Source organism: Alteromonas sp. KC3 (genome assembly GCF_016756315.1).
Classification (GTDB): domain Bacteria; phylum Pseudomonadota; class Gammaproteobacteria; order Enterobacterales; family Alteromonadaceae; genus Alteromonas.
In genome coordinates, this window is the sequence record NZ_AP024235.1 from 3,651,207 (window position 1) to 3,676,528 (window position 25,322).

Consider the following 25,322-nt stretch of genomic DNA (forward strand, 5'->3'; position numbering starts at 1 on the left):
GTTGGCTCCTTGGTAAACTTCTCTTGTTTCTTTTAATAATGATACTAAATATTGGCAAGTAACTTGAAAGGTAAAGGTTAATTAAGAGCCAAAACCAGTAAAACAACGAGATTTTGACACTATGCGTTTACCTACAAAACAACTTATCACTAAGATTGAACACCTTTCTAGCGAACTATCACCGAAACAGCTAGCGCATTTTCTCGATATTATTGATGCCATGACGGCATTGGTCGAGGAAGCGGGCACTGTTGGTTTAGACACCCCAAAATACGATAAACCACCTATTGCGCCATCATCATCGGCTGTCCACTAATAGTGAATTAGACGAAGCCCCCTTACTAGCTCCATACAATACTCAGCACATTCCTTCCCCTGTGCCCGATAATAAAGCGACTATTCTGAAGTGCAATTGAGTAACGCGTTGTGAATTGTCGGGTTCATTAGTTTAAGCTCGCTATCAAGTATTAACTACAACACAATACTGTTAAAAATAGATCGCGGTTAGAATTAAATGGTTACCTACACGACGTTTGTTGTAGCCTGAACACTTATACTTTTTGTGACTACCAGTACTTTCATAAATTGAACTAGAATTAATGACAAGACTAGACGTTATTGTTTACCCTCATTAAGTTAGCTTCAAAATTAAGACGCTGTTATGTTGCTACTTATAGAGAATAGGCGTTGTGGAACAACCGGAAAGCGAATGTAATTGATGCTGTCATTGCGCGACAAAAAAGTTTCTACTTTTACCTTTGTTAAGTTCTTTGCACTCACAGTCGTATTAAGCGTATGCGTGCATTCGTTCGTCTTTGCTGAGCCCATTATATCCAATCCTCGATTCAAACAACTCTCCACCGAAAATGGTCTTTCACAGGACTCCGTCAACGACATGTTGGTCGATAGTGATGGCTTTTTATGGGTAGCGACTGAGACAGGCCTTAACCGATATGACGGACATCACAACAAGCAATATGTTGGTCTACAAAATGAGTTTGCTGATGACGGTATCTATTCGCTATTTGAAGATAAGAACGGCGATATTTGGGTCAGTACATACAGTAGTGGCGTTTATCGAATTAGTCGCGCCACGGGTAAGAGCGAACGTTTACTTGCCATAACCTACCAAAGCCAGCCGTCGTGGTATCAATATGCATCACATTATATAGAAGGGCCAGATAACACCCTATTTATTGCGTTTGATCACGTCGTTGTTCAATACGACCTAACCACGAATACATGGGAAACCGTATTCGATTTACTGGCACCCGAACTCGCTATTTCAGATGACGAAGTTATTCGATATTTGACGTTACACGATGATGTACTTTTTGTGGCGGTTTCCACAGGTCTTTACACGTTTCACATCCCAAGCCTTACTATCAAAAAGGTTGAATACATCAAAAACAGTGACGCGAACAAAGACAAAATGAACGCGAAGCTAATTCTAATCGACGATAAGCATCAATTCTGGCTAGGCACTGTCGATGGGTTATATCGATTTGATCTCGCTGAGTTACTCGGTTTTGCGCGAGGACAAGACAACATGCCCAAAAGTGTTAGAGCATTATCTTCACTCAATATTTGGAGCATGCTATCTATTAAAGGTAGCCAGTATTATCTGGCTACCAACGATGGTTTATATATTATCGACCTTAATACACTTCAGCTGCAGCACCTGTTTCGCCCTTCCAACTCCAATTTATTGATGACTGACGATAACCTTACCGAAATGGCTCAAACGCCAAACGGCCAATTATGGTTGTCAACGAAGACATCTGGTATGTTGCTGTGGAATCCTCGCTCAGTCCTTTTTAAAAACATTTTTTCTGACAAATCGTCACCCAACCAACTTAGTGACAATATGGTTCATGACTTCCATGTTCAAAATGATACTAATTTGTGGGTTGGGACGAATAACGGGTTAAACCTCTACAACTTGGAAACAGGCGATTTTGAACATTTGTTGGTATCACCGGATAAAAAAGCAGTAGCCTCTTCTGGCTCAATTTTTATTATTCGTGAAGGTGAAGACAATTGGGTATGGCTGGTTACCTACGAGGCAATACTCAAATTTGATCTTGTGACTAAGCGCGTTATTCCTTTAAGTATGGATGCAAAAGCCAATGCGCTGTTAAGCTCAGACATGGCCTACGATATTCTTCGACTGTCGAAAAACAAATATATTGTGGCTGGCAAAGAGCAGTTCTATCTGCTTGACGGTACAAAAAACACACTCACAAAAGACGAAGTACTTTCAGCCACTTTAGATACCAGTCAGTTCTACACCTTCATTCCTGATTATGATAGCGAAGAGCATACTGTACTTATTTCTATGACGGGTGGGCTATGGCGCTATCATGTGGCTACCAGCCAGTTAGAAAAAATCCACGAGGCGCGAAGTTTTCAGTCTGAATATGTCATTCAGCCTACTGAGGCTATTTTAGATGACTATAATACGCTGTGGATTAGCTACCCAGGTCATGGACTTTACGGGTTAGATGCGACTACGTACAAACAAAAACACTTCTTCGATACTTCAAATTTGCTGCCTACCAATATCGTGTTTAGTTTAGAGAAAGACGATAACGGCTATATATGGATGGGTAGCCACAAAGGATTACTGCAATTTAATCCTAAGACGCTGGCTATTAAGCAATACACTACCAAAGAAGGGCTAATCAACAACGAATTCAAATGGGGCGCGAAAAAGCCATTAAACAATGGTGATTTGGTATTCGGTTCTCAAAAAGGTTTTACCCTCTTCAACCCCGATCAGTTTGTTCAAAAGAATGAGGTTACGTCTAATGTTCTGATCACAGATGTAAGCTTAATATCAAATCAACTTGAATTAGGTGCAGGTAACAAGAACGGTAAAACGGTAATTCTGCAGCACAATGATATTGGTTTAACGATAAACTACTCTGACATGCAATACGACCAAACCAATGTAAGTCATTATAAATATGCCTTACTCGGAGGCGTTGATGTTACCTACCCCCCAACTAATTCAACAGAAGTTACGTTTCCCCAACTTGAACCTGGCCAATACACCTTTGAAGTAAGCCGGTTTAATGTTGCCAATAACACAACAGGCCCAGTTTCGTCTTTGCGTATTAAGGTACATTATCCCCCTTTTGCCTCTCCTTTTGCTTATCTTGTTTACAGCCTGCTAGTCATCTTGTTTTTGGTGATATTTTTCTGGCGAAGAAAGCTAAACAGCGACAAGCTCAAAGCTGCCCACCTCGCAGTGCTTAAGAATAAAAACAGACTGTCCATGGCCCTCACAGCTAGTAATACAAAGGTATGGCAGTGGCGTGAAGACACCAATCACATTTCGCAAGAACGCATTGCTACAGAGCTTGGATACGACGCTTTAGATGGCTCAATTGACTTCGACTCACATTGCGCATTAATTCACGAACACGACCTCAAAGCATTTAAATCACAGTGGCAACTTGTGCTTGAAGGCCAGCGAAAAAACCTTGACCTGACATACCGTTTACAAGCAAAAGACGGGCATTATGAATGGTATAGAGATGTAGGTGCCATTGTAGATAGCACAGAGGCCAGTGACACCATAAAACTGGCTGGCACATATTCAAACGTAACCGAGTCAATTAACACGCAAACTAAAGCACAGCTCTACGGCGAAGCATTCGAGCACACCCGAGACTGGGTAGTAATTTTTGATGGCGCTTTTAGACCCATTGTAGCAAATCAGTCGTTTAAGGACGCACTTTGCCTTTGTCCTAACAAAGACATTGCCATTCAACTTAGTCAGATTTTTTCTGATCAAAAAAGTGCATTGTTTGAATCGCTGCGCAATATGCGAAGACTTGCGCCTAATGAACACTGGAGCGGCGAAACTGAAATTCAAAGCTTAAAAGGCAATAAGTTTGTTGTAAATATTGGCATAACCGCCGTTACCAATGCGCAAGACCACAACGAAATAAGCCGCTATCTAGTCATTCTGTCAGATATTACTCAGCAAAAAGATGCTCAAGGGGCTTTGGTACAATTAGCCAACTACGATAGTTTAACAGGGCTACCAAATCGCTCTTTGCTGCTAGACCGTGTTCAACACGCGTTTGATCAGGCTACCAGAGATAATACTTCCATAGGGCTATTCTTCATTGATTTAGATCGATTCAAGCAAGTAAACGATAGCTTAGGCCACGATGCGGGCGATACCTTGTTGCGTGTCGTCGGTGAAAGGCTTGAAAACTTAATGCGTCAATCTGATACCGTCGCTCGATTAGGCGGTGATGAATTCGTTGTCATGATTGAGAAAGTCTCTAAAGAAAAAGATCTCAGTCATATCGCCAATGAAATGATTAAAGAGCTATCAAAAAGCGTGATGCTGTCTAACCAAGTTGTCAGTGTTTCAGCAAGCGTAGGAATATCGATATTTCCTGAAGATGCCAGCACACCAGCAGAATTATTGAAAAATGCAGATATTGCCATGTATCACGCTAAAGAGCTGGGCAGTAATAATTTCCAATACTTTACTGAATACATGAATGAACGAGCACAAAACAAACTGCGACTAGAGAATGCCGTAAAACAAGCCCATGCCAATAAACAGTTTATTGGCTACTACCAGCCTATCGTGCACTGCAAAACGGGACGCATTTCTGGCTTTGAAGTGTTAATGCGCTGGCCCACTGAGAATGGCATGACACCACCCGATGTTTTCATTCCCGTTGCAGAAGATATTGGACTGGTCGAAGACATGACGATTTCGCTAATCGAGCAAGCAATCCCTACGCTTACCTCCCCCGAGTGGCGACAAAGTGGCTACTATTTGTCTATCAACTTAAGTGCAACACATATATCTAAATGCGCGAAAATTGATGAAATAGTTGTGTTGCTTGCCGCCCACGACATCCCAAACAGTGCTATCAGATTTGAGATTACAGAAAGCGCACTCATGTCAGACTACGAAAGCGCCATGCGTGCAATGGCAAAAATGAAAGAATGTGGTTTTGTCATTGCTTTAGATGACTTTGGCACAGGATATTCCTCGCTAAAGTACTTGAAAGACTTCCCGATTGATATTCTTAAAATAGACAAAAGTTTTGTACAGGACATCGGCTTTAACGGCGGTAATGAAGCCATAATTCTTGCCACGCTTAGAATGGCAGACAGCTTAAATATTCAATGCGTAGCGGAGGGAATTGAAACCCAAGAGCAAGCAGCGTTCTTTAAGCAGTACGGTTGTGAATATTTACAAGGCTACTTATACGCTAAGCCTCTTCCAGAAGCTGACATGCTCACGCTTTTGCATGACAACGTGCTTAGCACATCTGAATAACCTGTTCAGATGTGCTAAACCTCAATGTGCGAACCTCTTTAGGTAGCAAAAACGTACGGCAAAGGTCAATACACTCTAGCGTAGTACCACTTTATGCAACTCAAAGCGCACAGTACCATTTCGCAGCTGTTCAGAAAGACTGGCAAACTCTGGTAACGCCTGCAATTTCTCGACACCATCTGAGGTGTCCCACTCAACCAATGTAATCTGTTGAGGCGCTAACGCATTGGAATCATGAGCACTTAGCACACTATTATTTATTTTATATACAAAGCGCCCCCCGACTTTATCTAAAAGCGGCGGCAGGCTGCTTATGTAGTCAAAGTATTCACTTGGCTTTGCAGGGTTAGTCCATGCAAAAGCCAATGTATAGGTTTTATTCTTTTTAAACGTTAAGGTTAGCGGAGCGTCTAACTCATGATCGTAAAGCCTTAACGCTTCCCATGCTTGGCGTCTTAACGATTTAACATCAGTGAATTGAGCAAGCGACTGAAATGCTTTTTGTGCTTTCAGTGAAGACCAATGGCTAACGACAAATACATTGGGTTTGAAATCGCCAAGTAAAGTTTCTTCAACAACAAGTACACCGTCTTGTTGATAGCCATAGTTGCGTGCAGTATCGCCATTTTTCTTAAAATAACTATCCCGTAGTGCGCGTTTTGCAGGATCAGTTACCGGAGCAATAAGTTGCATTACAGCGCCCGGATAAAAATGCACCACCAATTCACCACTTTCTTCTTGCGCCGCTGCTCTGGGCATTATGAGGCCGCAAAAAACAATAAAAATAATAATACAACACCTTACACTAAAAACATCTACACCCTTCATTTCTATCTCGTACTTTTCCTGTTAGCTTTAGGTCACTTTACCAAGGTAGACACTGGCTAACACGGTTTGTTTTTTATTCAAAATGGTGCATTATCGTTCCATGAATGACTGGAATGATTATGCACTTATCTTAGCGCTTCACCGCACAGGAACCTTGCGCGGCGCAGCAATTTCATTGGGCACCACACACACTACGGTTGCTCGACGTCTCGCGATACTTGAAAAACAGCGCAAAGCAGAAGTATTTGAAAAGATCCCAGGTGGCTACCGAGCAACGCCATTCGGTGAGCAATTGGTGGCGACCGCCAAAAAAGTAGAAGATGTAATAATGACATCTGAACGCTTTGCTTGTTCAAATAGCGACGCGCTTTCAGGCCCAATTACGCTCTCATTAGGCGAACCTATGTCTCAGTTTTTGTTAGTGAAAGAGCTAGGAGAATTTTCGCGTCTATACCCAAATATTAACTTGCGTATTAAGAGCTCTACTGCCTTCGCTGACATCGATAAAGGCGAAGCTGATGTTGTAATACGCGGTGCGTATAAACTTCCTGATCACCTTTTTGGTAGAAGATTGTGCAAGCTTGGCTTGTGTTTTTATGCACATAAAGACTATTGCAGTAACGTGGGGCAAGAAGACTGGCGATGGATAGCGCCTATTGAAAACGAAGTTTGGCCTGAGTGGCTTGCTGAATCGCCTCTTCCCGATGTCCCCATAGGTATCGCTTTTGACGATATTATTTCGCGCTACCATGCTATCGTTCAGGGCGTCGGCATGGGGCGCGCGGCGTGCTTCATGGGTGATACTAACCCGAATTTGGTGAGACTTGAGGGCAGTTCTCCCATTTTAAAATACGACATTTGGGTGCTCACGCACCCAGACCTTCATCATCAGTCAAAAGTAAAGTTGCTAATGCAGTTCTTAATTGATGCGCTGCTAAAAAAGAAACCGCTTATCGAGGGCCATCAATAACGTCGCAATTAAACACTCTTTGAGAACACCAAACCCGTAATATGCCTTAGAACATTGGACGCTGAATGTCATCGACGTTGTCTTTTGTCACAGGCTTGATTGGTAAAAAAGTAAGTAGAGGGACATCTTCGCCCCTCAGATACAAAATCAGCGTATCTATGGTCAACGTCGCCTCTTCTTTGGGCGATTGCCATACCGACCCCCATATATCGCCTTTCTTTATCGCGTCGTAACCTTCTCCAAACAATGTTGCCGATGTTATTTTAGGGCTATAGTCCTTACTCCACTCAACCTCTTTCAACGCGCTTATTGCGCCTATTGCCATGTTGTCATCCGCAATATAGAGGCCATCAAAGTTGTCATGTCGCCTTAAAAGACGTTGCATTGCTTGGTAAGCTTTGTCTCTAGACCAGTACCCCGCTGCCACATCAATGACTTCTATATCAAACTCACTATTTTGCTGGCGCATATCCTTTAAATATTGGTGAAACCCAAGGCTGCGAAGCACAGCCGTTTTGTAACCAGGAAAGCCTTGAATTTCGAGCACTCGCCCCTTGTTCCCGAGCGCTTCGTGCATCATCTTCGCGGCAAGAACACCTTCTTGATAATTATCTGGCCCAATATAGCCACGTACATATTGCCACAGCGACTCCGTAACAGGAGTATTGATTAAAAACACGGGGATATTTTGCTGATAAGCAAATTGAAGTGCAGGCTCTATTTTTTCTCCATGTACAGGCCACAAAGCAATAACATCAGGCTTTGATTGCACTACCTTCCTCACAAGCTCTATTTGCTGTTCAATGCTACCTTGTGCATCGTAGATTGATAGGTAAATGCCTTTTTGGGCAGCGAGTGCTTCTAATTGATCTCTATAGGTTTGCTGATAAGAATCCGTTTCCCAATTAAACCCAATAACAGCTATTTGCATCTCGCTGACGCTAGCCCTTTCTTGTGTTGGTAATAAACCACTTCCTTTCAGATCTCTAAGGGTACTTGGCTCAAGGGGCGTGAACCGTTTGGTTTCATCGCTAAGTAACCTCACTTTTTCTTCTATGCGATACGCTGACAATATAGCTTGATATTCTCCAGATGCTTTGATGTTTGCTAACCCACGCTCAAACGCAGCCTGCATATCGTTAGCGTTTTCGTCTAGCGAACTTATACCTAAATACAACTCAGACGATGCGATATAAGGGGGAGAAAGCACCACTAAATCTCTGTAAGCAGGCTTTGAGAGCATGTAGTTTGCTGTGAGTTCGTCGGTAATAGCAAAGTCGACACGCTTTCGTTTTACCAAGTTAAATAGTTGCTCTGTTGAACCGACATCGATTTTATCAACGTCTTTCAATACGCTGTATTCTTGTGAAAAGTGAATCCCCCGGTGTGACGCTATACTTCGACCTTTTACACTGGACAAATCACCGTTCCATCGATCTTCAGATGAAATATGTTTTACAAGCACTATTGGCAAAGTGTTGTACAACAACACCCGCTCGCCGTTCATATCGAAAGTATCTTCATAACTTGCGGGGTAAATCGCATCGGCCTCACCGGACATCACCAGAAGCTTCGCGCGCGCCCATGGCAATGTATGGCGCTTTACCCGATAACCCTCTTTTTTGAAGGCTGATTCAACTATGTCAGTAAGGAAACCTTGGCGGTTCTTTTCATCGCTGGTGTATGGAGGGCGCTCTACAGTTACCAAGGTTACTGAATTTGCTTTATTCTCGACGCTTGCCGATGCCAAACACTGGCACTGTATAAACCCTAGAAATAACATCAAAGTAAGAATAAAAGAGCGCATAACTACCCACGTCCGTTTAAGTAAACTCAAGTAAAAATAGTACGCTCGTTTCAATTATTCCAGTTTATAGATGTAGAGCATTAAACACTAAAATCAGTAGCTTAATTCATTTAGGAGGTGGTCAAGAATTTCGTCTTCATCGTCAAGTAGATGGTCGCGTATAACAATATCTGGCTGTACCCCCTGCTCTGCTTCACTTCCGCTAACACGCACTATGTAGCCTTTGGCAATCTTTACTGTGATACCAGTATTAGGTAACGCATACTGAAACTGCGAAGCGTATAGCGTTGGGTAGTCACCGGTTTCTTCTCCTACTAGTGTTGCCCACCCGTAATCTTGTATTTGTGCTGCCGTGACACTGGCCTGAGAGTGGGAATGACGATTCACCAATACATAAACATCGCCACTGTAACGCTTATTTTTGGCAACGGGTGGATATTCATCAAATTCGTAGCTATACCGCTCACCAGCGTTGTGCTTTAGTATTGCTTGCCAATAAGGGTTATCAAGGTCACGACGCTCCCTTGTATCTTCTTTTAAGCGCTTGCTGGTACGTAGTTGGAAGGTCGCATTCCATTTGAAGGGAGCATCAGCAATATACGACACCATATGATCGCTGAATGAATCGTTTCCACCGCCGTTGTATCGCAAATCAATAATGAGCGCTTTACTGCGCTTTTTGTTAATCGTTGAAAATGCCTCATCAATAAACGCTTTAAACTGCTTTTCGTCGCCTGAAAAATGTCCTGGGTTTAAATAAGCGACGTTGTCGTAAAAAGTAAGTATTTGCTGTGCTCTAAGCACTTCATCTTTCTTTTCTTCAAACCCTTCAAACACAGAAATGGGACTTAGTGAGTGTGTACTTACAACGCCTTCATTTAACATTTTTACGCTATAGGAATCACTTTCACCAAACGCGTACCAGTAATAACGTGGAAACGATAACACTTCTAACTTAGCCAATTTAAAGTACGCCCTTTCTGCCGAAATCAGTGGCGATATAGTGCTGAGTATGTCGTTAATTTCTACATTGTTAATAGAGAGAAGCTGCGCGCCTTTTGAAATACTCACATTGCCTGAATAGTTGGCCCTTATCAGCGCCTTTCCATTTTCAAAAGCCAGGTCCAAAGGAAAAAGCGTCCCTCCAGCTTCTGCATAAGCAAGGTAAGATGAAACCGGAAAGTCGACTTCTGTGTGGCCATTATTAAGAGAAGAAACCAGAGTTTGAAATAATTTAGTCGCAGCTAATGGAGAATAAGGTTTATTCCCTATCTGTGCTTTAAGCGACGAATAACGGCTTTCTAGCGTGTCTTTGGAAACGTACGCGTAGGGGTTGTAATGAGTATCAAGCAGCGATTGATACAGCACATCAAAATCGCTCCGAATCATCTCGTTGCTAAACAGCGTTTCACTTGCGCTATCGTTTGTAGAGGGCGTTACCGCCTCCGAGGCCACTGCGCTTTTATTACCCAAGGCGCAACACAGTAAGGTTATTAAAGGAAAAACAGAAAGGGCTTTGAGATAAAAACATTTTTTATTCATAATCGTACTCATAACGTTATCAACACGCAGTGAGACTGAAACCTTATCACTTTCAAGTCATGACAAAAGCTTCCTATTTTCCTGACAAAGTTTCCACCCGGTGTTAAGAAAGATAAAAACCAATGAAAACAAGCGCTTCAAAATTACTTAGAATTAACCAGTGGGTCATAAATACAGACACAGGTGAACTCAGCGCTGACCAAAATCCTCCTAGCACGCCGTCTGAAAACCTACGAATTGACCCTCTTGGCGTTGCCCTGTTACTGCTATTGGCGCAAAACAAACACCGTTTGGTATCAAAAGATGAGTTGTTGGAAAGCCTATGGCCAAACACTGTCGTCAATGAAGACGCATTGGCTCGCTGCGTATCACGAGTGAGAAAAATCTTGGGTGATAACCCGCGCAAGCCAAGTATCATTGAAACACTCCCAAAACGCGGCTATCGGCTTATTGCACAAACTTGTCGTTGGGAAAGTATTGAAAGTATCACTTCAGAAGATACCGCGTCGCCTGTTGATTTAGCTAATGATTTAGCTACTGATTCAGCTACAACCACCAACTCTGTTAACGAATCAACGGCAGGTTCGCCTATACAGCCTCCTCAATCCAACATGATTAAGCGCTATACTCTTGTTGGGCTACTGGCGGCTGCTATCGCTATTGGCATTTTTGTTTTCTTCTTGCCTTTACAATCGGCATCAAAGCAAAGCCCAAATCAGCAAACAGAACACGTTTCTGCGTTGTTGCGCCAGGCCGATGAGTACTATCATTACATCACACGTGCAGACAACGAAATGGCGTTAACGCTGTACCAACAAGCATTGGCCGCTGCCCCTGATTCGGTCGAGGCAAACGCAGGGATCGCCAATGCGCTTGTGCAACGTGCTATTCGCTTAGTACCGAACGTTAATTCTGCAGATTGGAAAGCAATGAACCTAGAAAAAGCGCTGTTATCTGGCCGGTTAAATGGCGATGAAGCCAGACAAATACTTCTACGGGCCTACCAATATTCAAGCAACGCGATTGCCATTGCGCCATATGATGCCAAAGCTCACAAAGCCCATGGCTTTGTCTTATCAGCGCAAAATAAGTTAACACGTGCGTTACAGCATTATGAAAAGGCACTTGAGTTAAACCCTAACGCCTGGGATGTGCTTATTAATATGGGTGATGTTCACGAGATTTTAGGGCACACCTCTGACGCTATCAGTTATTTCAAAAAAGCACTCAATGCAATGAACCTTGAGCAAGCTGGCAATACCAACCATGGCAGACCGTGGCGCGCAAACTTAGGCGCCGCTATTGGTAACAAATATTTTGCGCAAAACAATATGAATGAAGCTGAGATATGGTACCGTCACGTACTATCATTTGCGCCTTATGACGGGCCAGCAACACGTAGCCTGGCCTTAGTGCTTGCGCAAACAGGTCGAAGCGCAGAAGCTGAGCGCATGTGCACTCAGTTCAAAGAAAAGTTGGGCAGTTCCGTGTGTATCAGCCAACAATAAACCCTGTAATCAAGCGAAGAACTAGACAATTAGCGAGAAGACAATTAATGCGATTTTTTATTATGTTGGCAGCAATGCTTTTCTTAAATGGCTGCGCCAACCTACCACAGTGGTCGGTATTTAGTATTTCAGACAGTGAAATAGAGCAAGCCCTAGACGAACAATTGGTTCAATTACAAAAAAAGGCCTACTTGGCCGGTATTCCGCTTATGCTCAGCGTGGACGACTTAACAGTTGATATCGGTCCTAACGGAAGAGATGTGGTTTCACTTGGCACTCAGGCTACAGCAACAGTCAGTGCGTTTGGCTTTAACTACCCCATGAAAGTCAGTTTAATGATTGAGGGTACGCCTTACTATGACAGTGAGAAAAAGGCGATTTTCGTTCGGTCCCTCTCGCTATTGGATAGTACAATTGACGCAGGAGGCTACCGAGGTAACATTGCACCAGTTAGCGGTGAAATGATGATGCTAGTCAATGGATACCTTGCCTCAACCCCAGTTTACACACTAGACACAAGTAATGACGTCATTGGGCTGTTGTCTTCCGTGCCTTTAAGCCTTGATGTTGAACAAGGCCGACTTGTTCTACGCCCAAAGCGCTAAAAATTCAGAGACCTTGGAATTAAAATACCTTGAGCGTGTTTTCACAAATATCTTCGTCGTTTTGAAAGGTAACTTACTTTATGGCCACTAATACGCATTCACAGAAAACGCCCAGCCCAGATAACAGCACGGCCAACAGCGTTAAGATAAAAACCATGCATGAGCTGGCACAGCATGTCGACTACTCATTGTTAAACACGCTAACGGCTGACCCGCAGGCAACTGAAGGTGGTAACGATCACAAACCCCGTCAGGTTTTTAGCGGCCATTATGTACCTGTCACCCCAACGCCTATTGCTGATCCGCTTTATGTCGCTCACAGCCAAGCCTTTTTTGATGAACTTGGTTTTGACGAAAGCCTCGCGCTTGAGCATGACTTTAAACGTCTGTTTTCCGGCGATATGTCTAATATTGACAGCAACATACATCCATATGGTTGGGCGACGGGCTACGCCCTGTCTATTTACGGAACAGAATATACACAGCAGTGCCCATTTCAAACAGGCAATGGCTACGGTGATGGACGTGCGCTATCTGTATTAGAGGTAGGACTTAGCGGCAAACGATGGGAAATGCAGCTAAAAGGGGCTGGAAGAACCCCTTATTGTCGCGGCGCAGATGGACGCGCCGTGCTGCGCTCAAGTGTGCGCGAGTTCTTAGCTCAAGAGCATATGCATGCGCTTGGTGTACCCACATCCCGCTCGCTTAGCTTGTTTATGTCGCAATCTGAAACAGTAGACAGACCCTGGTATCTTGAAGGTTCAGACTCTCAAGATCCTGAAGTTATGGTGCCAAATCTGGTTGCTATTTCCACCCGCGTCGCTCCCTCGTTCTTACGCGTTGGCCAAGTTGAATTATTTGGGCGGCGCGCGCGCAGGCATGAGCATCCGAATGCATTAAATGAATTGAAAGCCATTGTTGCGCACCTTATTGAAAGAGAATACAAAGAAGACATCGATACCACCCTGCCCTTTGAAAAGCAGGTAGTCGAACTAGCTATCGCATTTCGAGAGCGACTAACAACATTAGTTTCACACTGGGTAAGAGTGGGATACTGCCAAGGCAATTTCAACAGCGACAACTGTGCAGGCGGTGGTTATACACTCGACTATGGTCCTTTTGGCTTTTGTGAAATGTTCGACCCTGTCTATCAGCCGTGGACAGGGGGTGGTCGTCACTTCTCGTTTTTGAATCAGCCTATTGCCGCACATAAGAACTTTGAAATGCTGTGTAGAGCTTTGGCCGTCCTACTTGAAGACGCACAGGATGAAGCCAACGCCCTATCACTTGTTTCCGACGAATTCCCTGAGGTGATGGAAAGCAAAATGCAAGGGATGTGGGCAGCTAAACTTGGGCTTATTCAATATGATCACACGCTTCTTGTTGAGCTATTGCAGCTAATGGTGCGCACGGGCGTTGACTACACCATATTCTTTAGAGAACTATCATCGCTTCCTAAAGATATTAGCGCCCTTTCACCAAGCTTCTATAACGCGCCGAAAGAGTTGTTGTTATCGCAGTGGAAAGCATGGCTCGGTGCGTGGCAAAAACAGATTGAAAACAGCGGTAACAAGGAAAGTATTGCAGCGCAAATGCGGCGTACCAATCCTAAATATACTTGGCGCGAATGGCTTGTCGTGCCTGCTTACAAGCTCGCTGAAACCGGCAACTTTACGCGTATTCATTACCTGCAAGACATACTAGGTAAACCCTATGAAGAACAAACGCAGGCAATAGAGCAGGAGTTTTATCAGAGACGCCCACTTGAGTTTTTCGGCGCTGGCGGTGTATCGCATTACAGCTGCTCTTCATAACTACTTGCTTCAATTGATGAAGGAGTCGTGAACATTAAAACTGTTTAAACATACAGTATTTTGATTTATCCTGTAATCCTTTATTACTCGGATAAGTCGTTATGCTATTAACAACAGAATTAAACGCCCAGCAGCAAGAAGCGGTAACCTTCGGTCTTGGTTCGAGTACGCCTTCTCACCATAACCCGCTTCTTATCATTGCTGGCGCGGGCACAGGTAAAACCAATACACTTGCACACAAAACAGCGCAACTGATATTAAAGGGGGTTGCGCCAGAGCGTATTTTGTTGATGACCTTTGCGCGTCGCGCCGCATCTGAGCTTAGCTCTCGGGCCAATCGCATTGTCGAGAGAACCTTACGCGAGAAACAAGCAGCCTATCACCCCGTAACACTACCTTGGATGGGCACCTTTCACTCCATTGCTTCACGGCTCTTAAGAGAGCACGCCTCATCTATTGGTCTTCAGGCCGATTTTACGGTAATGGATAGAAACGACAGTGCAGACATGATCGACCTCATTCGTCATGAGCTCGGGTTTAGTAGCGTAAACCGTCGTTTCCCTAAGAAAAAAACATGCTTAGAAATCTACTCTCGCTGTGTCAACGCACAAGCCGGCCTTGCCGACATACTTGAGAGCCACTTCCCCTATTGCGCTGAGTGGGAAGACGAGCTAACCACACTATTTTCCCAATACGCGAAGACTAAAATTGAACAAGTCAGTTTGGATTATGACGACCTACTGCTGTATTGCTTTCACATGGCTCAGGTCGAGGCAATAGCTACTGAGGTACGCAAGCAGTTTGACTATATTTTGGTCGATGAATACCAAGATACAAACGTTCTTCAAGCAGGCATATTAAAAGGCTTTTTCCCGACAGGCGAAGGACTTACTGTAGTAGGCGATGACGCTCAATCAATCTACTCATTTCGTTCAGCTACCGTTGATAATATCCTAAACTTCCCCACGGCGTTTTCGTTACCTGGCAAGGTAATATCACTTCAGCAAAACTACCGCTCTCACCCGCAAATCTTGGCCCTTTCAAATGCCTTGTTAGATGAAAGTAGTGAAGGCTATAAAGTTGAGTTGTATAGCGAACGCAAAGCTGGCCCTAAGCCTAAATGGGTTACCGTTGAAAACGACGTTAAACAAGCTGAATTTATCGTAGAGCGCATATTGGCAGCCCGCGAAGAAGGTATTGAATTAAAACAGCAAGCGGTACTGTTTCGCTCTAGCTATCACAGCGATCGCCTTGAACTTGAGCTTACGCGGCGCAACGTTCCCTTTGTAAAGCACGGTGGACTTAAGTTTTTAGAAGCTGCACATGTGAAAGATGTACTTTGCATATTGCGCTGGGCAGACAACCCGAAACATAAAATTTCTGCATTTCGCGTGCTTAAATTGCTACCAGGTATAGGGCCTAAGATTGCCGATAAAGTGTTTAGTTACCTTGAATCACAAAACTTTTTGCTGTCTTCGCTGCAGGCCTATGCCATACCTGAGTCTGCGAAATCGACGTTTAAAACTTTAGCTACCTTGCTTGAAGATATTCACAGCAACAAGCTAGTGTGGGCAGAGCAAACCAGTGCAATAGCAACATTTTACAAAGAATTGCTAGAAGTAAACTACGACGATCATTTTGTCCGTTATGGCGATATAGAACAGCTATCGATGATTTCTCAGCAATTCACCTCTCGAGAGCGCTTTTTAACAGAGCTTACGTTGGACCCTCCGCAAAGCTCCGGCGATTTGGCCGGTGCGCCGCTTATTGACGACGATTACCTTATTCTGTCCACCGTGCATAGCGCTAAGGGGCAAGAATGGAAAAATGTATTTGTGCTCAATGTGGCCGATGGCAACTTTCCCAATGAATATGCCGCGGGCGATAAGCGCGCGTTAGAGGAAGAACGCCGCTTACTTTATGTGGCAATTACTCGGGCAAAAGATGAATTAAGCCTTATTCAACCGTTAAAGTATTGGGTACCGGAACAGCAAAAATTTGGCGACAAGCATGTATACGGTGCAAAAAGCCGCTTCTTCACTGACAGCGTATGCGCCCATATGGAACCAGTATTCTACCCAAAACGCACCGCGTCTGAGGGCGAGAAGAAAATAGCCAAAGGCGCTATTGCCGACATAAAGAAAAACATTCTAGGAATGTGGGACAACCAAGGCTGAACTAGGGTACATTTATTTTTAAACGTTGAAACGCTGTATTGCCTGACAGAGAAAAATAATGAGCTACCTACACTACCACGTCGAAAATGGCATTGCCCATGTTGAGCTAAATCGCCCTGACAAACACAATGCCTTAAACGAAGGCATGTTTACCGCCATTGCAGATTGCATCAGCCGCATTAAAAAAGACAAGGCCGTGCGTGTAGTTATTGTGTCAGGCAACGGAGCCAGCTTTTGTAGCGGCTTAGATGTTAAATCGGTTATGGGGAACCCAAAAAGCGCGCTCAAGCTGATGTGGAAGTGGCTTCCTGGCAGCCCTAATTTGGCCCAGCAAGTCAGTGTTGGCTGGCGACGCTTACCGGTTCCCGTCATTATGGCAATACACGGAAAGTGTTGGGGTGGCGGTATGCAAATAGCGTTAGGCGGTGACTATAGAATTGCCACACCAGACAGTTCGTTGTCGGTGCTAGAAGCCAAATGGGGGCTGATACCCGACATGGGCGGCACACTGGGCATGAGAGAGTGTATGGGTATTGACCACGCTAAACGTGTTGCCATTACCGCCGAAGAACTTACGCCAGAAGAAGCGCTGTCTATAGGGCTTATATCGAAAATTTCAGACTCACCCAAAGAGGAAGCGCAAAAGTTAGCGCTTCAACTTATGGCGCGCTCACCTGATGTTAATAAGCGGGTCAAACGGATGTATCAGCAAGTATGGGGAACCAATGAGCGACAAATTCTGGCAAAAGAAACCATAAATCAAATCAAAATTTTTATGGGCAAAAACCAAAAGATTGCCGTTAAGCGCTCGTTGGGTAATAGCGAAATAAACTACAAGCTCTAGTTAGGTTGAAACACTGTCATTAGGGCGCTTGTTTGGTTACCACCTGCTTGAAGCGCACCACCAATAACGTAAATACGTTTGTCCACGTTTAACGCTCCTAACCCATGTCTTGGGTTGGGCATTTCGCTAATCGCTTGCCACTTATCTTTAGCTATATCGTATTCCCACACCGTTGAATACACGCCACCGCCATTATTAAAATATTCACCACCAAATACATAAATCCGCCTGTTCAACGAGGCACATGCCAACCCGCCTTGGGCATCTGGCAGTGGAGAAAGGGATTCCCATTTTTGCGTAGTAAAACTGTACACTTCGTGCGTGTTCAAGTTACCGCCTGCTACGGTTCTGCCGCCAATAGTGTGAAGCGAGTTGTTAACAACAACACTGCATGCGCTGTTTCGGGCGGTCGGTATGGCGGGTGCTTGAGTAAAAGAAAGGGTTTGTGGGTCAAACACATAGTGCGTATTTACGTCGCTTTGATCATTCCACTGACTATTATTAGCCGCTGTAGAGGGAGCTCTACCACTGACCAGATGTACTTTATTGTTGTGCACCGCTGATAGTGTTTCAGCTAGAGGCGCGGGTAGCTTGGCCACTTTATTCCATGTTGCACCTGTGTTGCTTTTTGTGTCATCTTTTCTAATGAGTTCAAGCACATCAACGCTGTTATGCCACATGCCATTGCTACCTTGAACAAAACCACCAAATGCAAATAGCCGATCACCTACCACGACTAACATAGGATGATGACGTGGTTCAGGTAACGCAGGCCATTCAACCCATCGAGAGTTTTCGATATTAAATGCAATAACCCGTTTGGACACACCAATTTTGTTTGCGTCTACATCTGGCGATAGCCCTCCGGCCACAACAATATGGTTTTCAAAAACGGTTGGATAAATCTCTTGCACTCTGTAGGGTAATGACGGTGCATCCTTCCACATGTTAAGCCCGCTCACTTCATCGACAGTATTAGATAGAGCCACCTGCGAGGTAAACATGAAGGTGATTAGTGTCAGTAGCACACCCCATTGTACTGAGCGATTTCTGACCTTTTTTTGCATTGCGTTTTCGTTGAATAATCTAATGCGATATTGCTACGCTAGCAGGGGTGGGTTTACTTAGCAATGATATCGATTGAATATGCGTTGTTAAGCGGTGCGCCAAAAACACAACGTATTAAAACCAAGATGTTTCTTCACCTGATATACCCCTAGTAAATTCTGTGAAGCTACTCCGCAGGCATACGCTATTGCGGCTCCAATGACGCCATATGATGGTATTAACGCTAACCCCAGCGCCACTGTTAGCGCGCCACTTACTAGCACATTATCGCGCACTTTTTTCTCAAGCCCAGTCATGCTTAGCAAATAACCCACGGAACCTGTGGCGATATTCACAAATTGCCCTGCCGCCAAGATCATTAACGCATAAGAAGCAGCCCTAAATTCCTCACCGAATATACTCATCAGCCATTCAGGGAATAAGAAAATAAACAAGGTAGTGGGGATCGCAACAAGTAACATCATGCGTACTGACATAATGGCCATGCGCCTAACCCCGTCCATATCATGTGCTGCGTGCATGGCGGCAAACTTTGGTGCTGCAATTGTGTTAACAGCAAATAAAATAAAGCTGGTCAGCATAGCTGTGCGCTGTGCAGTGGCGAAAAATGCCACACCCTGTGCATCTTCCCATACCCCTAACATAAGTTGGGAAGACCATTGGATCACTTGATGCACAATGGCCACAGTCCACAGCGGCATACATGTGCTGCGCAGCACTGCTGATGGAAACGCTGTTTTGTTCATCGGCTTGGGAGCCGAATAAGCCCAAAAACACACGCCGATAATAAATGTTGATGCGCTCGCAATAACGAAATAGTTGCCAATATCCAGAGCACTATTAACTGGCACAATCACTAATAAAACCAGAATCACACTGGGTAACAATACACTTGAAACCAGCATCGATTGAGAGATTTTCTTCAGTCCTTGTAGGGCTTGAGCATGGATGATGTAAATGGCAATAATGGGGGCGGCTAACAGCATGGTTTTGAAAACAGCCGTAAAACCAGGTAACTGAAATACCGCATTATTAAGCCAAGGCGCAGCAAAATAAAAAATCAAAGAGCACGATGTTGATGCTATCAATGTCCAAATCACTGCTTTTATATAGACACTGTGAACCTGACTTTCTTTATCTGAACTGTCTGTGCCCCCTTCTTTCGCTATAAATCGCACGACCGCCTGATCTAACCCAATGCGACCAACTGTGGCAATGATAGTTATGAGTGTGAAAGAGAGAAAGAACAAACCAGCTTGAGTAGCGCCAACGGTGCGAGTAACCACAACGTTCATTGCGAACAAACTTAACGCCGCAAGTACCTTGACCGTAAGCCCTACTGCGCTACCAAGAAGCATTTCTCTCATATGGGGGTCGGCAAGATAAAGACGCCACTTTGGCACTTTTTCCATAAAGTGAGTCCTTTTCTTAGCTATCAGAAAGAATAAAACTCTCTATGCTATCCATTAAATCAGTATTGGCAAACTGGCCTAACGACCCAGCTTTAAGCGATGAGACCTCATCGAGGGTTTTATAAAGTTGCTCTACGTCATACGTGACATAGCAACCGTCAAGCTTTTCAAAATTTCTACATGTAGCCAATTGGTGCTCATTACGGTGTTCACCTAACGCTGCCACCCTAGGAAACACGACAACAGGCTTCGACTCAATCAGTGAGGTGATAATAGAGCCCATTGCCGCATGTGCGAGCACCACTTCTGCCTTGTCGAATTCTTGCTTGTAGGCTTTTTCATCCAAAAACGCACAGTACTTAATGTGCTTTGGCTGATACTCTCCTTCACCAATTTGACCAAATATTTCAACTTCTGGATGGTTTGCTGCCCATGTGTCGACAGCTTCAACAAAACGGTCAAAAGGTAACTGTGTACCTACAGTCAAAAATATCATAAAACTCTCCCTTGATATTGAGGGCCAGAAGGCTGGACTAAGTTTGGCCACTGCGTTAGCCAAAGATCAGCAAATGCACCTACTTTCTTGCCCGACAATGACAGCTCTTCGGCGTTAGCTATACTGTCTATCCAAATTGTTTTAGCGCCAAAAAACTTACCGAGCATTACAGCAAAAAAGCCAGGTGCAGCACCACTTGAAATTACGACATCTGGACGCTTGATAGCCATTATCCATGCCATTTGCACAAACAGCACAAGCAACTTCATTTTCTCATTGCCGTTCGCATCAATAACCTTAAAAAACTTACTTCCCATACCTTCGCGATAATGGTTGGAAACATAGCTGGTGTCATAGCGGTCAAAAACAGGCTTTAAACGCAACAACTGAATTAAATGACCGCCTTGAGATGCTACTGCTAAAAGTTTTTTCTGCTTCATGATGATACTCCAGTATAGAAACGGTCTCGGGACCGAATAGTCACTACACTGTAGTAAGAGCAAAGCTCAGGCCAAACTTAAAAAGCAATAAATATCAGTAAGTTACACAAAAAAACATCGTTTTTACTTATTTGCATTTCGCAAAATGAAAATGCGATTTCATAAGGTTTTATGCAGAATGCAAATCACGATATTTATGATAGTACATTTATGGAATATCGCGCTTTGCGACACCATATATGTCGTATAAGCCGTAATAAACTCTTTGTAGAAGGAACGGGCGGTTTACATTGTTGGGATAACCAGTGTTTCCACTTGGCAGCGACTAACGCGTCTTCAACCACCATTTCTCTGTAGCTTAACGCGTTTAAAAGTTGCGGGGTAACGCGATTATTGGAGTGAACAAGCTGTCGAAGTATCGCATAGGCATTCAGCACATCATTAAGAAAGCGAATTCGATTGCCCCTTGAAATTGACTGGGGTGACTCAGTACGACAATACGTAGGGCAATTGATAAACAAGCTCGTTGGCGCACTCAATACCAGCTGAGCATAGAGTAATAGGTCTTCGCCACCATTTATGTGCTCATTGAATTCCGCGTTGCTTTGCCTAATAAGTGCCATGCTTATTAAAGGTTTGGTTGAACCCAAGCCGTTAGCAATAAAAAAGACCCCATCAATGTATTGGTGCGCGTTAAGCGGGCACAAATTTGTATGCTTTGCCGCATAGCAAGCTTTAGTTTTCGGGTTGGCAAGAAAGTAACTATCTATCACCACATCGGCATTGTTGTTTAAAGCGGCGTTTAAAAGCGTGGCTAGCCTGTCGCTTGTAAACCAGTCATCAGCATCAAGTACGGTAAAAAAAGCGCCACTCGCTGTGCGTATCGCTGTATTTCGCGCAGCACTCGGTCCCATATTTTGAGGTGTTTTTAGTACCTTTACTCGAGAGTCATGTTGGGCATACGCCATAGCAATAGAGTAAGTATCGTCGGCCGAACAATCGTCCACCACAATAAGCTCTAGATTATAGTGAGTTTGATTGAGCACAGAATCAATTGCTGTAGCTATCGTTTGCGCGGCGTTATACGCCGCAATAATGACAGTGACGTCTATCTTCATCTTGCCCTCACAGCGGTTTAGCCCGCAGTAGACAATTCGCCATTAATCAGTTTTTCGAGAACATCTCTTATGATTTTTACATTTGATGTCGACGAATAGGCAGAATCGTAGCGTTGCCGTGAGATTTCGGCTGCGCGTGCTATTAGCGCCTTATCTGTAATATATGTCTCAATTGCTTGCGCTAACGCCTGTTTGTCACCGGGCTCAATAAGTAACCCCGCACTGTCGTCAGGGATTGCCTCAGGGATGCCGCCTACCGTCGTACTTATCACCGCAAGACCTGCCGACATAGCTTCTAAAATAGCGATAGGAAGCCCTTCGTTATGTGAAGGGAGTAATAGAACATCAGCTTCGTTCATTAGCTGGTATTTTTGGTCTCCAGTCACCCAGCCAATCACGTCAAAGTAGTCAGATAACGCCTTTTCCGTTATCAACGCCTTGAGCTTATCTATTTCTCCGTTACCGCCCACCTTTATCTTAAACCCTCCGACTCCTCGTCGTTTTAGACTTTCTACAGCGTCAACAAGGTCGTATATGCCTTTTCGCTGACCAATATAGCCTAAGAACAAAAAATTAATTGGCTGAGTAAAGGTAAAGGTTTTCTGTTGGTAGAGAGACTCAAAAATAGGAGACGGGAAGTTGTTTATAACGCGAATGTCATCGTTACTTGAAATAGCGCTGACGTATTTTGCCCAATACTCAGAAAGCACAAAAACGCTATCGGCATTATTTAAGACATATCTAACAAGGCCCTTGTAGAAACCACCCGCACTATCATAGGTCCGCGCAAACACCGAGCCATGTAGATGGAAAATAACTTTACAGTTAAATAGCTTGCACACAAGAATAAACAGTGCTTTTCGGTAGATACTGCCTTTATGCGAACCGTGCAGATGACAAATGTCGACTTTGCTTCTAAACAGTAGTCCGAGTAATGACGCTAACGCGCTGAAATAAACATAAAAGCGTTTTAGCATACTGCCATCATCATGAGACACAATGACGTAGCGCTCATAATCATCATAGACCCCTGCTTGAATGTGGTTTTCGATGACAGCATGGATCCCACCACGTGCTTTTGTTCCTATAATCGCAACGCCCTTTCGTTGAATAGTATCGCTCATAGTTGTTCTCCTACAACGTAGCTTCACGTGGTTAAAACAGGTTTTGTTTTCGGCTTTTTCCAACCATTCGGATCGCTTTCCAACAACGTAATGAACCAGCCAAAAATCGTAAGGTGATAAAGCGACTGCGCATTTGATGACAGCGCACTGGTTAATAATAGTAGAAATAACAATAAACTTGCTTCTGGACGCTTCAGTGCACATACCATGAACGTCATCGATAGCAATAGAAGGAAATAGCCAGGAATACCTGTCTCACCAATAACGTGTGGCCAGTAGGTATCATAGAAGTATTGACCTAACTGAACCCACCATAAATCTTTCATCGCATTGTATTCATAAACGTTTGCCACATCGGCCGCCGAATGGCTACCAATTGTTCCCCACCCGGCTCCCCAAAAATTGCTTTCAAACAGTTCAAATACAGCTTCTACCAAAAAGATGACGCGAGGAGACTCGAAGTTTTCAAGCACGTACCAAGCGTTGTCTTTATCCATGCTCAAAAAACTGATAAGCCAGGTAAAAAACGCAAATACAGCAAGTGCCAAAATAAGGCGGTAATCAAAGTTAAAGGCGCGCTGAACCTTCATAGCCATTAGCGCCATAAACAACAGCATGAGTTCTAAACGCTGAATGGCAACAAAGACAAAAACAATGCACAGAAAAACGAGAGAATGGCCAAAACGAATATTACCGCGCTGGTATTCCACTTTTATCAGTATTGCGGCGATGGTAAAGAACAACGCAGATTGACCCGGGTGCCAAAACCACCCCACAAAGCGCGGCACCAACATCCCGCCTAAATGACCGGGCTCAAAATGTCCGCCGCTTTTAAATAATGCATCGTATGCGCCTGATGCGCCTGCTTGAAAAAGAATGAGAAATATACACATGACCATTAAGGGCTTAATCACCTTAAGTGTTCTTTGGGTCCAAATCTCATCAACACGCGCAACAGAAAACAGCATGACCATTGGGAAGAACTTTAGCTCGTGGTAAAGCTGAACCAGAATAATCTTCATACCTTTCTGGTTAGCAAGTGAGATAAGCACACCGTAAGTCAGATACCCTAGATAGAGAAATAGTGCCGCCCACCATTGAACATTGAGCCTTGGTCTGATGACAGTTATCAAAAGTCCAATTGCTATTATGGGGAAGAGCTTTTCAAACAAGTCAAACGGGCCGTACAAGGCTAAGTTGATTTTTTTCACCATCAAGAAAAAGATTTCAAGAATGAACATGGTGAACAAAATATGTGGCACGATTGAGACTTGCTTTGTATCTCTCATAACGAATAAAGCGACTCCAGCAATTGTGCATCGGGCATATACGGAATAATTTTGTCGCGCTCATCGCTGATGAGCGACGCAAAATAAGTGCGGTCTTCTTCACTCAACACAGGTTTGTCACCGGTATTTCGTTCCATTAAAGAGCGTTTTAAGGATGTCACAAATTTTTCCGGAAACAGCGCTACAAACGCGCTCTTTGCGAACGATTTGCGCATCAGTACTTTTTGCAATGTAGGTGAACGAGGAACCCCCGAACGATTCGCAAAGTCTTGTGTCCAGGTAGCTGGTGAGAGTCCAAGGAACTGGGCAACTTCATTCATTACCTGCTTATTGTTTTTGGCGTAGTCACGGTAGTCGATAACATTTAATCGATCACCAAATAAATTTCGAGCGTATTGCGTTGCCTCAACAAAACGGCTCGACTTAAGGTTATGCCATATGGGTAAGTAATTATCTCGTGCACCTGACAGCTCATGCTCGAGAGCGTCTTTGAATGTTCGCGTTTCTCTTGCATCTCTAATCAGGTGCGAATAAGCAGAGAATGCCCGCTCAATGGGGCTACGCAACATTAAAATGTATTTTGCATTTGGGTATTGAGCATTAATGCTATCGAGTATTTCGGGCGCCTCAATTGACATGGCCGACCCATCAATGGAAAGCTTGCCGGGTTCATAAAGCGCATGATACTTATCTTCTTCAGTAACAAACATTTGGCTTACAGTGTCGTTGTCTGCAGGCCCATCAAACTGCGTTCCTTTCACTTGCGCAAAATGATAATGAGGCTCTTTGCGTTTAGTGTGCGAAACATCCTCATGCTGCATCAACTGATTGTACAGACTGGTTGTAGCGCATTTTGTAAATCCTAGAATAAACACATCAGGCATTGGCACTCTCCTTTCCTTTTAAATACGCTTTGGCTTCGTTTTATGTTGGCCACTTACATCAACTATAGCTAAATCT

At 44.0% G+C, this 25,322-nt stretch carries 19 protein-coding genes; 8 read left to right on the top strand and 11 right to left on the bottom strand.

What is annotated here, in order from left to right; genetic code table 11:
* Positions 1-121 precede the first annotated feature (121 nt).
* Positions 122-316 (top strand): hypothetical protein, encoded by a 195-nt coding sequence (locus JN178_RS16175; protein WP_202262426.1) that lies wholly within the window; start codon positions 122-124, stop codon positions 314-316.
* Positions 317-799: 483 nt separating this feature from the next.
* Positions 800-5,320, top strand: coding sequence for an EAL domain-containing protein (locus JN178_RS16180; protein WP_202262427.1), 4,521 nt, complete (start codon positions 800-802; stop codon positions 5,318-5,320).
* A 75-nt stretch (positions 5,321-5,395) separates the two neighbouring features.
* Here JN178_RS16180 and JN178_RS16185 read toward each other — a convergent pair whose 3' ends face one another.
* Positions 5,396-6,079: a hypothetical protein gene (locus tag JN178_RS16185; RefSeq protein WP_202262428.1), complete on the bottom strand. Its 684-nt coding sequence runs from the start codon at positions 6,077-6,079 to the stop codon at positions 5,396-5,398.
* A 169-nt stretch (positions 6,080-6,248) separates the two neighbouring features.
* On the opposite strand from JN178_RS16185, the gene JN178_RS16190 reads away from it, so the two are divergent.
* Positions 6,249-7,118 (top strand): LysR family transcriptional regulator, encoded by an 870-nt coding sequence (locus JN178_RS16190; protein WP_202262429.1) that lies wholly within the window; start codon positions 6,249-6,251, stop codon positions 7,116-7,118.
* Between the two features lie 46 nt (positions 7,119-7,164).
* Here JN178_RS16190 and JN178_RS16195 read toward each other — a convergent pair whose 3' ends face one another.
* Together JN178_RS16195 and JN178_RS16200 are read right to left on the bottom strand one after the other, a co-directional pair.
* Complete coding sequence (locus tag JN178_RS16195; RefSeq protein WP_202262430.1) at positions 7,165-8,925, bottom strand: substrate-binding domain-containing protein; 1,761 nt, start codon at positions 8,923-8,925, stop codon at positions 7,165-7,167.
* A gap of 93 nt (positions 8,926-9,018) precedes the next feature.
* Positions 9,019-10,467 (bottom strand): S41 family peptidase, encoded by a 1,449-nt coding sequence (locus JN178_RS16200; RefSeq protein WP_202262431.1) that lies wholly within the window; start codon positions 10,465-10,467, stop codon positions 9,019-9,021.
* Between the two features lie 122 nt (positions 10,468-10,589).
* Between JN178_RS16200 and JN178_RS16205 the strand changes: the two genes are divergently transcribed.
* From JN178_RS16205 to JN178_RS16225, 5 genes are all read left to right on the top strand, one after another.
* Entirely contained in the window at positions 10,590-11,975 is a 1,386-nt protein-coding gene (locus tag JN178_RS16205) for a winged helix-turn-helix domain-containing protein (protein WP_202262432.1), read from the top strand.
* 47 nt (positions 11,976-12,022) lie between these two features.
* On the top strand, positions 12,023-12,580 hold the full coding sequence (locus JN178_RS16210) for a DUF1439 domain-containing protein (protein WP_202262433.1): 558 nt from the start codon (positions 12,023-12,025) through the stop codon (positions 12,578-12,580).
* A gap of 80 nt (positions 12,581-12,660) precedes the next feature.
* A complete protein-coding gene (locus JN178_RS16215; RefSeq protein WP_202262434.1) occupies positions 12,661-14,394 on the top strand; it encodes a protein adenylyltransferase SelO family protein in 1,734 nt (577 codons plus the stop codon).
* Positions 14,395-14,495: 101 nt separating this feature from the next.
* Positions 14,496-16,571 carry an ATP-dependent helicase gene (locus tag JN178_RS16220; protein WP_202262435.1) on the top strand — a complete coding sequence of 692 codons (2,076 nt, stop codon included), beginning with the start codon at positions 14,496-14,498 and terminating at the stop codon, positions 16,569-16,571.
* A 58-nt stretch (positions 16,572-16,629) separates the two neighbouring features.
* Positions 16,630-17,415, top strand: a complete 786-nt coding sequence (locus tag JN178_RS16225) for a crotonase/enoyl-CoA hydratase family protein (protein ID WP_202262436.1) — start codon at positions 16,630-16,632, stop codon at positions 17,413-17,415.
* Here JN178_RS16225 and JN178_RS16230 read toward each other — a convergent pair.
* From JN178_RS16230 to JN178_RS16265, 8 genes are all read right to left on the bottom strand, one after another.
* Positions 17,412-18,482, bottom strand: a complete 1,071-nt coding sequence (locus JN178_RS16230) for a Kelch repeat-containing protein (protein WP_202262437.1) — start codon at positions 18,480-18,482, stop codon at positions 17,412-17,414. The genes JN178_RS16225 and JN178_RS16230 overlap by 4 nt on opposite strands.
* Before the next feature lie 87 nt (positions 18,483-18,569).
* Complete coding sequence (locus JN178_RS16235) at positions 18,570-19,895, bottom strand: oligosaccharide flippase family protein (RefSeq protein ID WP_202262438.1); 1,326 nt, start codon at positions 19,893-19,895, stop codon at positions 18,570-18,572.
* A 16-nt stretch (positions 19,896-19,911) separates the two neighbouring features.
* Positions 19,912-20,391 (bottom strand): glycosyltransferase, encoded by a 480-nt coding sequence (locus JN178_RS16240; RefSeq protein ID WP_202262439.1) that lies wholly within the window; start codon positions 20,389-20,391, stop codon positions 19,912-19,914.
* Positions 20,388-20,831, bottom strand: a complete 444-nt coding sequence (locus tag JN178_RS16245; RefSeq protein WP_159626437.1) for a UDP-N-acetylglucosamine--LPS N-acetylglucosamine transferase — start codon at positions 20,829-20,831, stop codon at positions 20,388-20,390. Before JN178_RS16245 ends, JN178_RS16240 begins: the two co-directional genes overlap by 4 nt.
* Before the next feature lie 194 nt (positions 20,832-21,025).
* Positions 21,026-21,949 carry a glycosyltransferase family 2 protein gene (locus JN178_RS16250; RefSeq protein ID WP_202262440.1) on the bottom strand — a complete coding sequence of 308 codons (924 nt, stop codon included), beginning with the start codon at positions 21,947-21,949 and terminating at the stop codon, positions 21,026-21,028.
* 17 nt (positions 21,950-21,966) lie between these two features.
* Positions 21,967-23,073, bottom strand: a complete 1,107-nt coding sequence (locus tag JN178_RS16255; protein ID WP_202262441.1) for a glycosyltransferase family 4 protein — start codon at positions 23,071-23,073, stop codon at positions 21,967-21,969.
* Between the two features lie 23 nt (positions 23,074-23,096).
* Positions 23,097-24,362, bottom strand: coding sequence for a hypothetical protein (locus JN178_RS16260; protein WP_202262442.1), 1,266 nt, complete (start codon positions 24,360-24,362; stop codon positions 23,097-23,099).
* Positions 24,359-25,246: a sulfotransferase family protein gene (locus JN178_RS16265; protein ID WP_202262443.1), complete on the bottom strand. Its 888-nt coding sequence runs from the start codon at positions 25,244-25,246 to the stop codon at positions 24,359-24,361. The genes JN178_RS16260 and JN178_RS16265 overlap by 4 nt, the downstream gene beginning before the upstream one ends.
* Positions 25,247-25,322 lie beyond the last annotated feature (76 nt).

Coding starts and splice junctions, on each gene's coding strand:
- JN178_RS16185 (WP_202262428.1), bottom strand. CDS start 6,079: ATGCCCAGAGCAGCGGCGCAAGAAGAAAGTGGTGAATTGGTGGTGCAT.
- JN178_RS16245 (WP_159626437.1), bottom strand. CDS start 20,831: ATGAAGCAGAAAAAACTTTTAGCAGTAGCATCTCAAGGCGGTCATTTA.
- JN178_RS16230 (WP_202262437.1), bottom strand. CDS start 18,482: ATGCAAAAAAAGGTCAGAAATCGCTCAGTACAATGGGGTGTGCTACTG.
- JN178_RS16190 (WP_202262429.1), top strand. CDS start 6,249: ATGAATGACTGGAATGATTATGCACTTATCTTAGCGCTTCACCGCACA.
- JN178_RS16175 (WP_202262426.1), top strand. CDS start 122: ATGCGTTTACCTACAAAACAACTTATCACTAAGATTGAACACCTTTCT.
- JN178_RS16265 (WP_202262443.1), bottom strand. CDS start 25,246: ATGCCTGATGTGTTTATTCTAGGATTTACAAAATGCGCTACAACCAGT.
- JN178_RS16200 (WP_202262431.1), bottom strand. CDS start 10,467: ATGAATAAAAAATGTTTTTATCTCAAAGCCCTTTCTGTTTTTCCTTTA.
- JN178_RS16235 (WP_202262438.1), bottom strand. CDS start 19,895: ATGGAAAAAGTGCCAAAGTGGCGTCTTTATCTTGCCGACCCCCATATG.
- JN178_RS16210 (WP_202262433.1), top strand. CDS start 12,023: ATGCGATTTTTTATTATGTTGGCAGCAATGCTTTTCTTAAATGGCTGC.
- JN178_RS16215 (WP_202262434.1), top strand. CDS start 12,661: ATGGCCACTAATACGCATTCACAGAAAACGCCCAGCCCAGATAACAGC.
- JN178_RS16260 (WP_202262442.1), bottom strand. CDS start 24,362: ATGAGAGATACAAAGCAAGTCTCAATCGTGCCACATATTTTGTTCACC.
- JN178_RS16220 (WP_202262435.1), top strand. CDS start 14,496: ATGCTATTAACAACAGAATTAAACGCCCAGCAGCAAGAAGCGGTAACC.
- JN178_RS16250 (WP_202262440.1), bottom strand. CDS start 21,949: ATGAAGATAGACGTCACTGTCATTATTGCGGCGTATAACGCCGCGCAA.
- JN178_RS16205 (WP_202262432.1), top strand. CDS start 10,590: ATGAAAACAAGCGCTTCAAAATTACTTAGAATTAACCAGTGGGTCATA.
- JN178_RS16255 (WP_202262441.1), bottom strand. CDS start 23,073: ATGAGCGATACTATTCAACGAAAGGGCGTTGCGATTATAGGAACAAAA.
- JN178_RS16195 (WP_202262430.1), bottom strand. CDS start 8,925: ATGCGCTCTTTTATTCTTACTTTGATGTTATTTCTAGGGTTTATACAG.
- JN178_RS16240 (WP_202262439.1), bottom strand. CDS start 20,391: ATGATATTTTTGACTGTAGGTACACAGTTACCTTTTGACCGTTTTGTT.
- JN178_RS16225 (WP_202262436.1), top strand. CDS start 16,630: ATGAGCTACCTACACTACCACGTCGAAAATGGCATTGCCCATGTTGAG.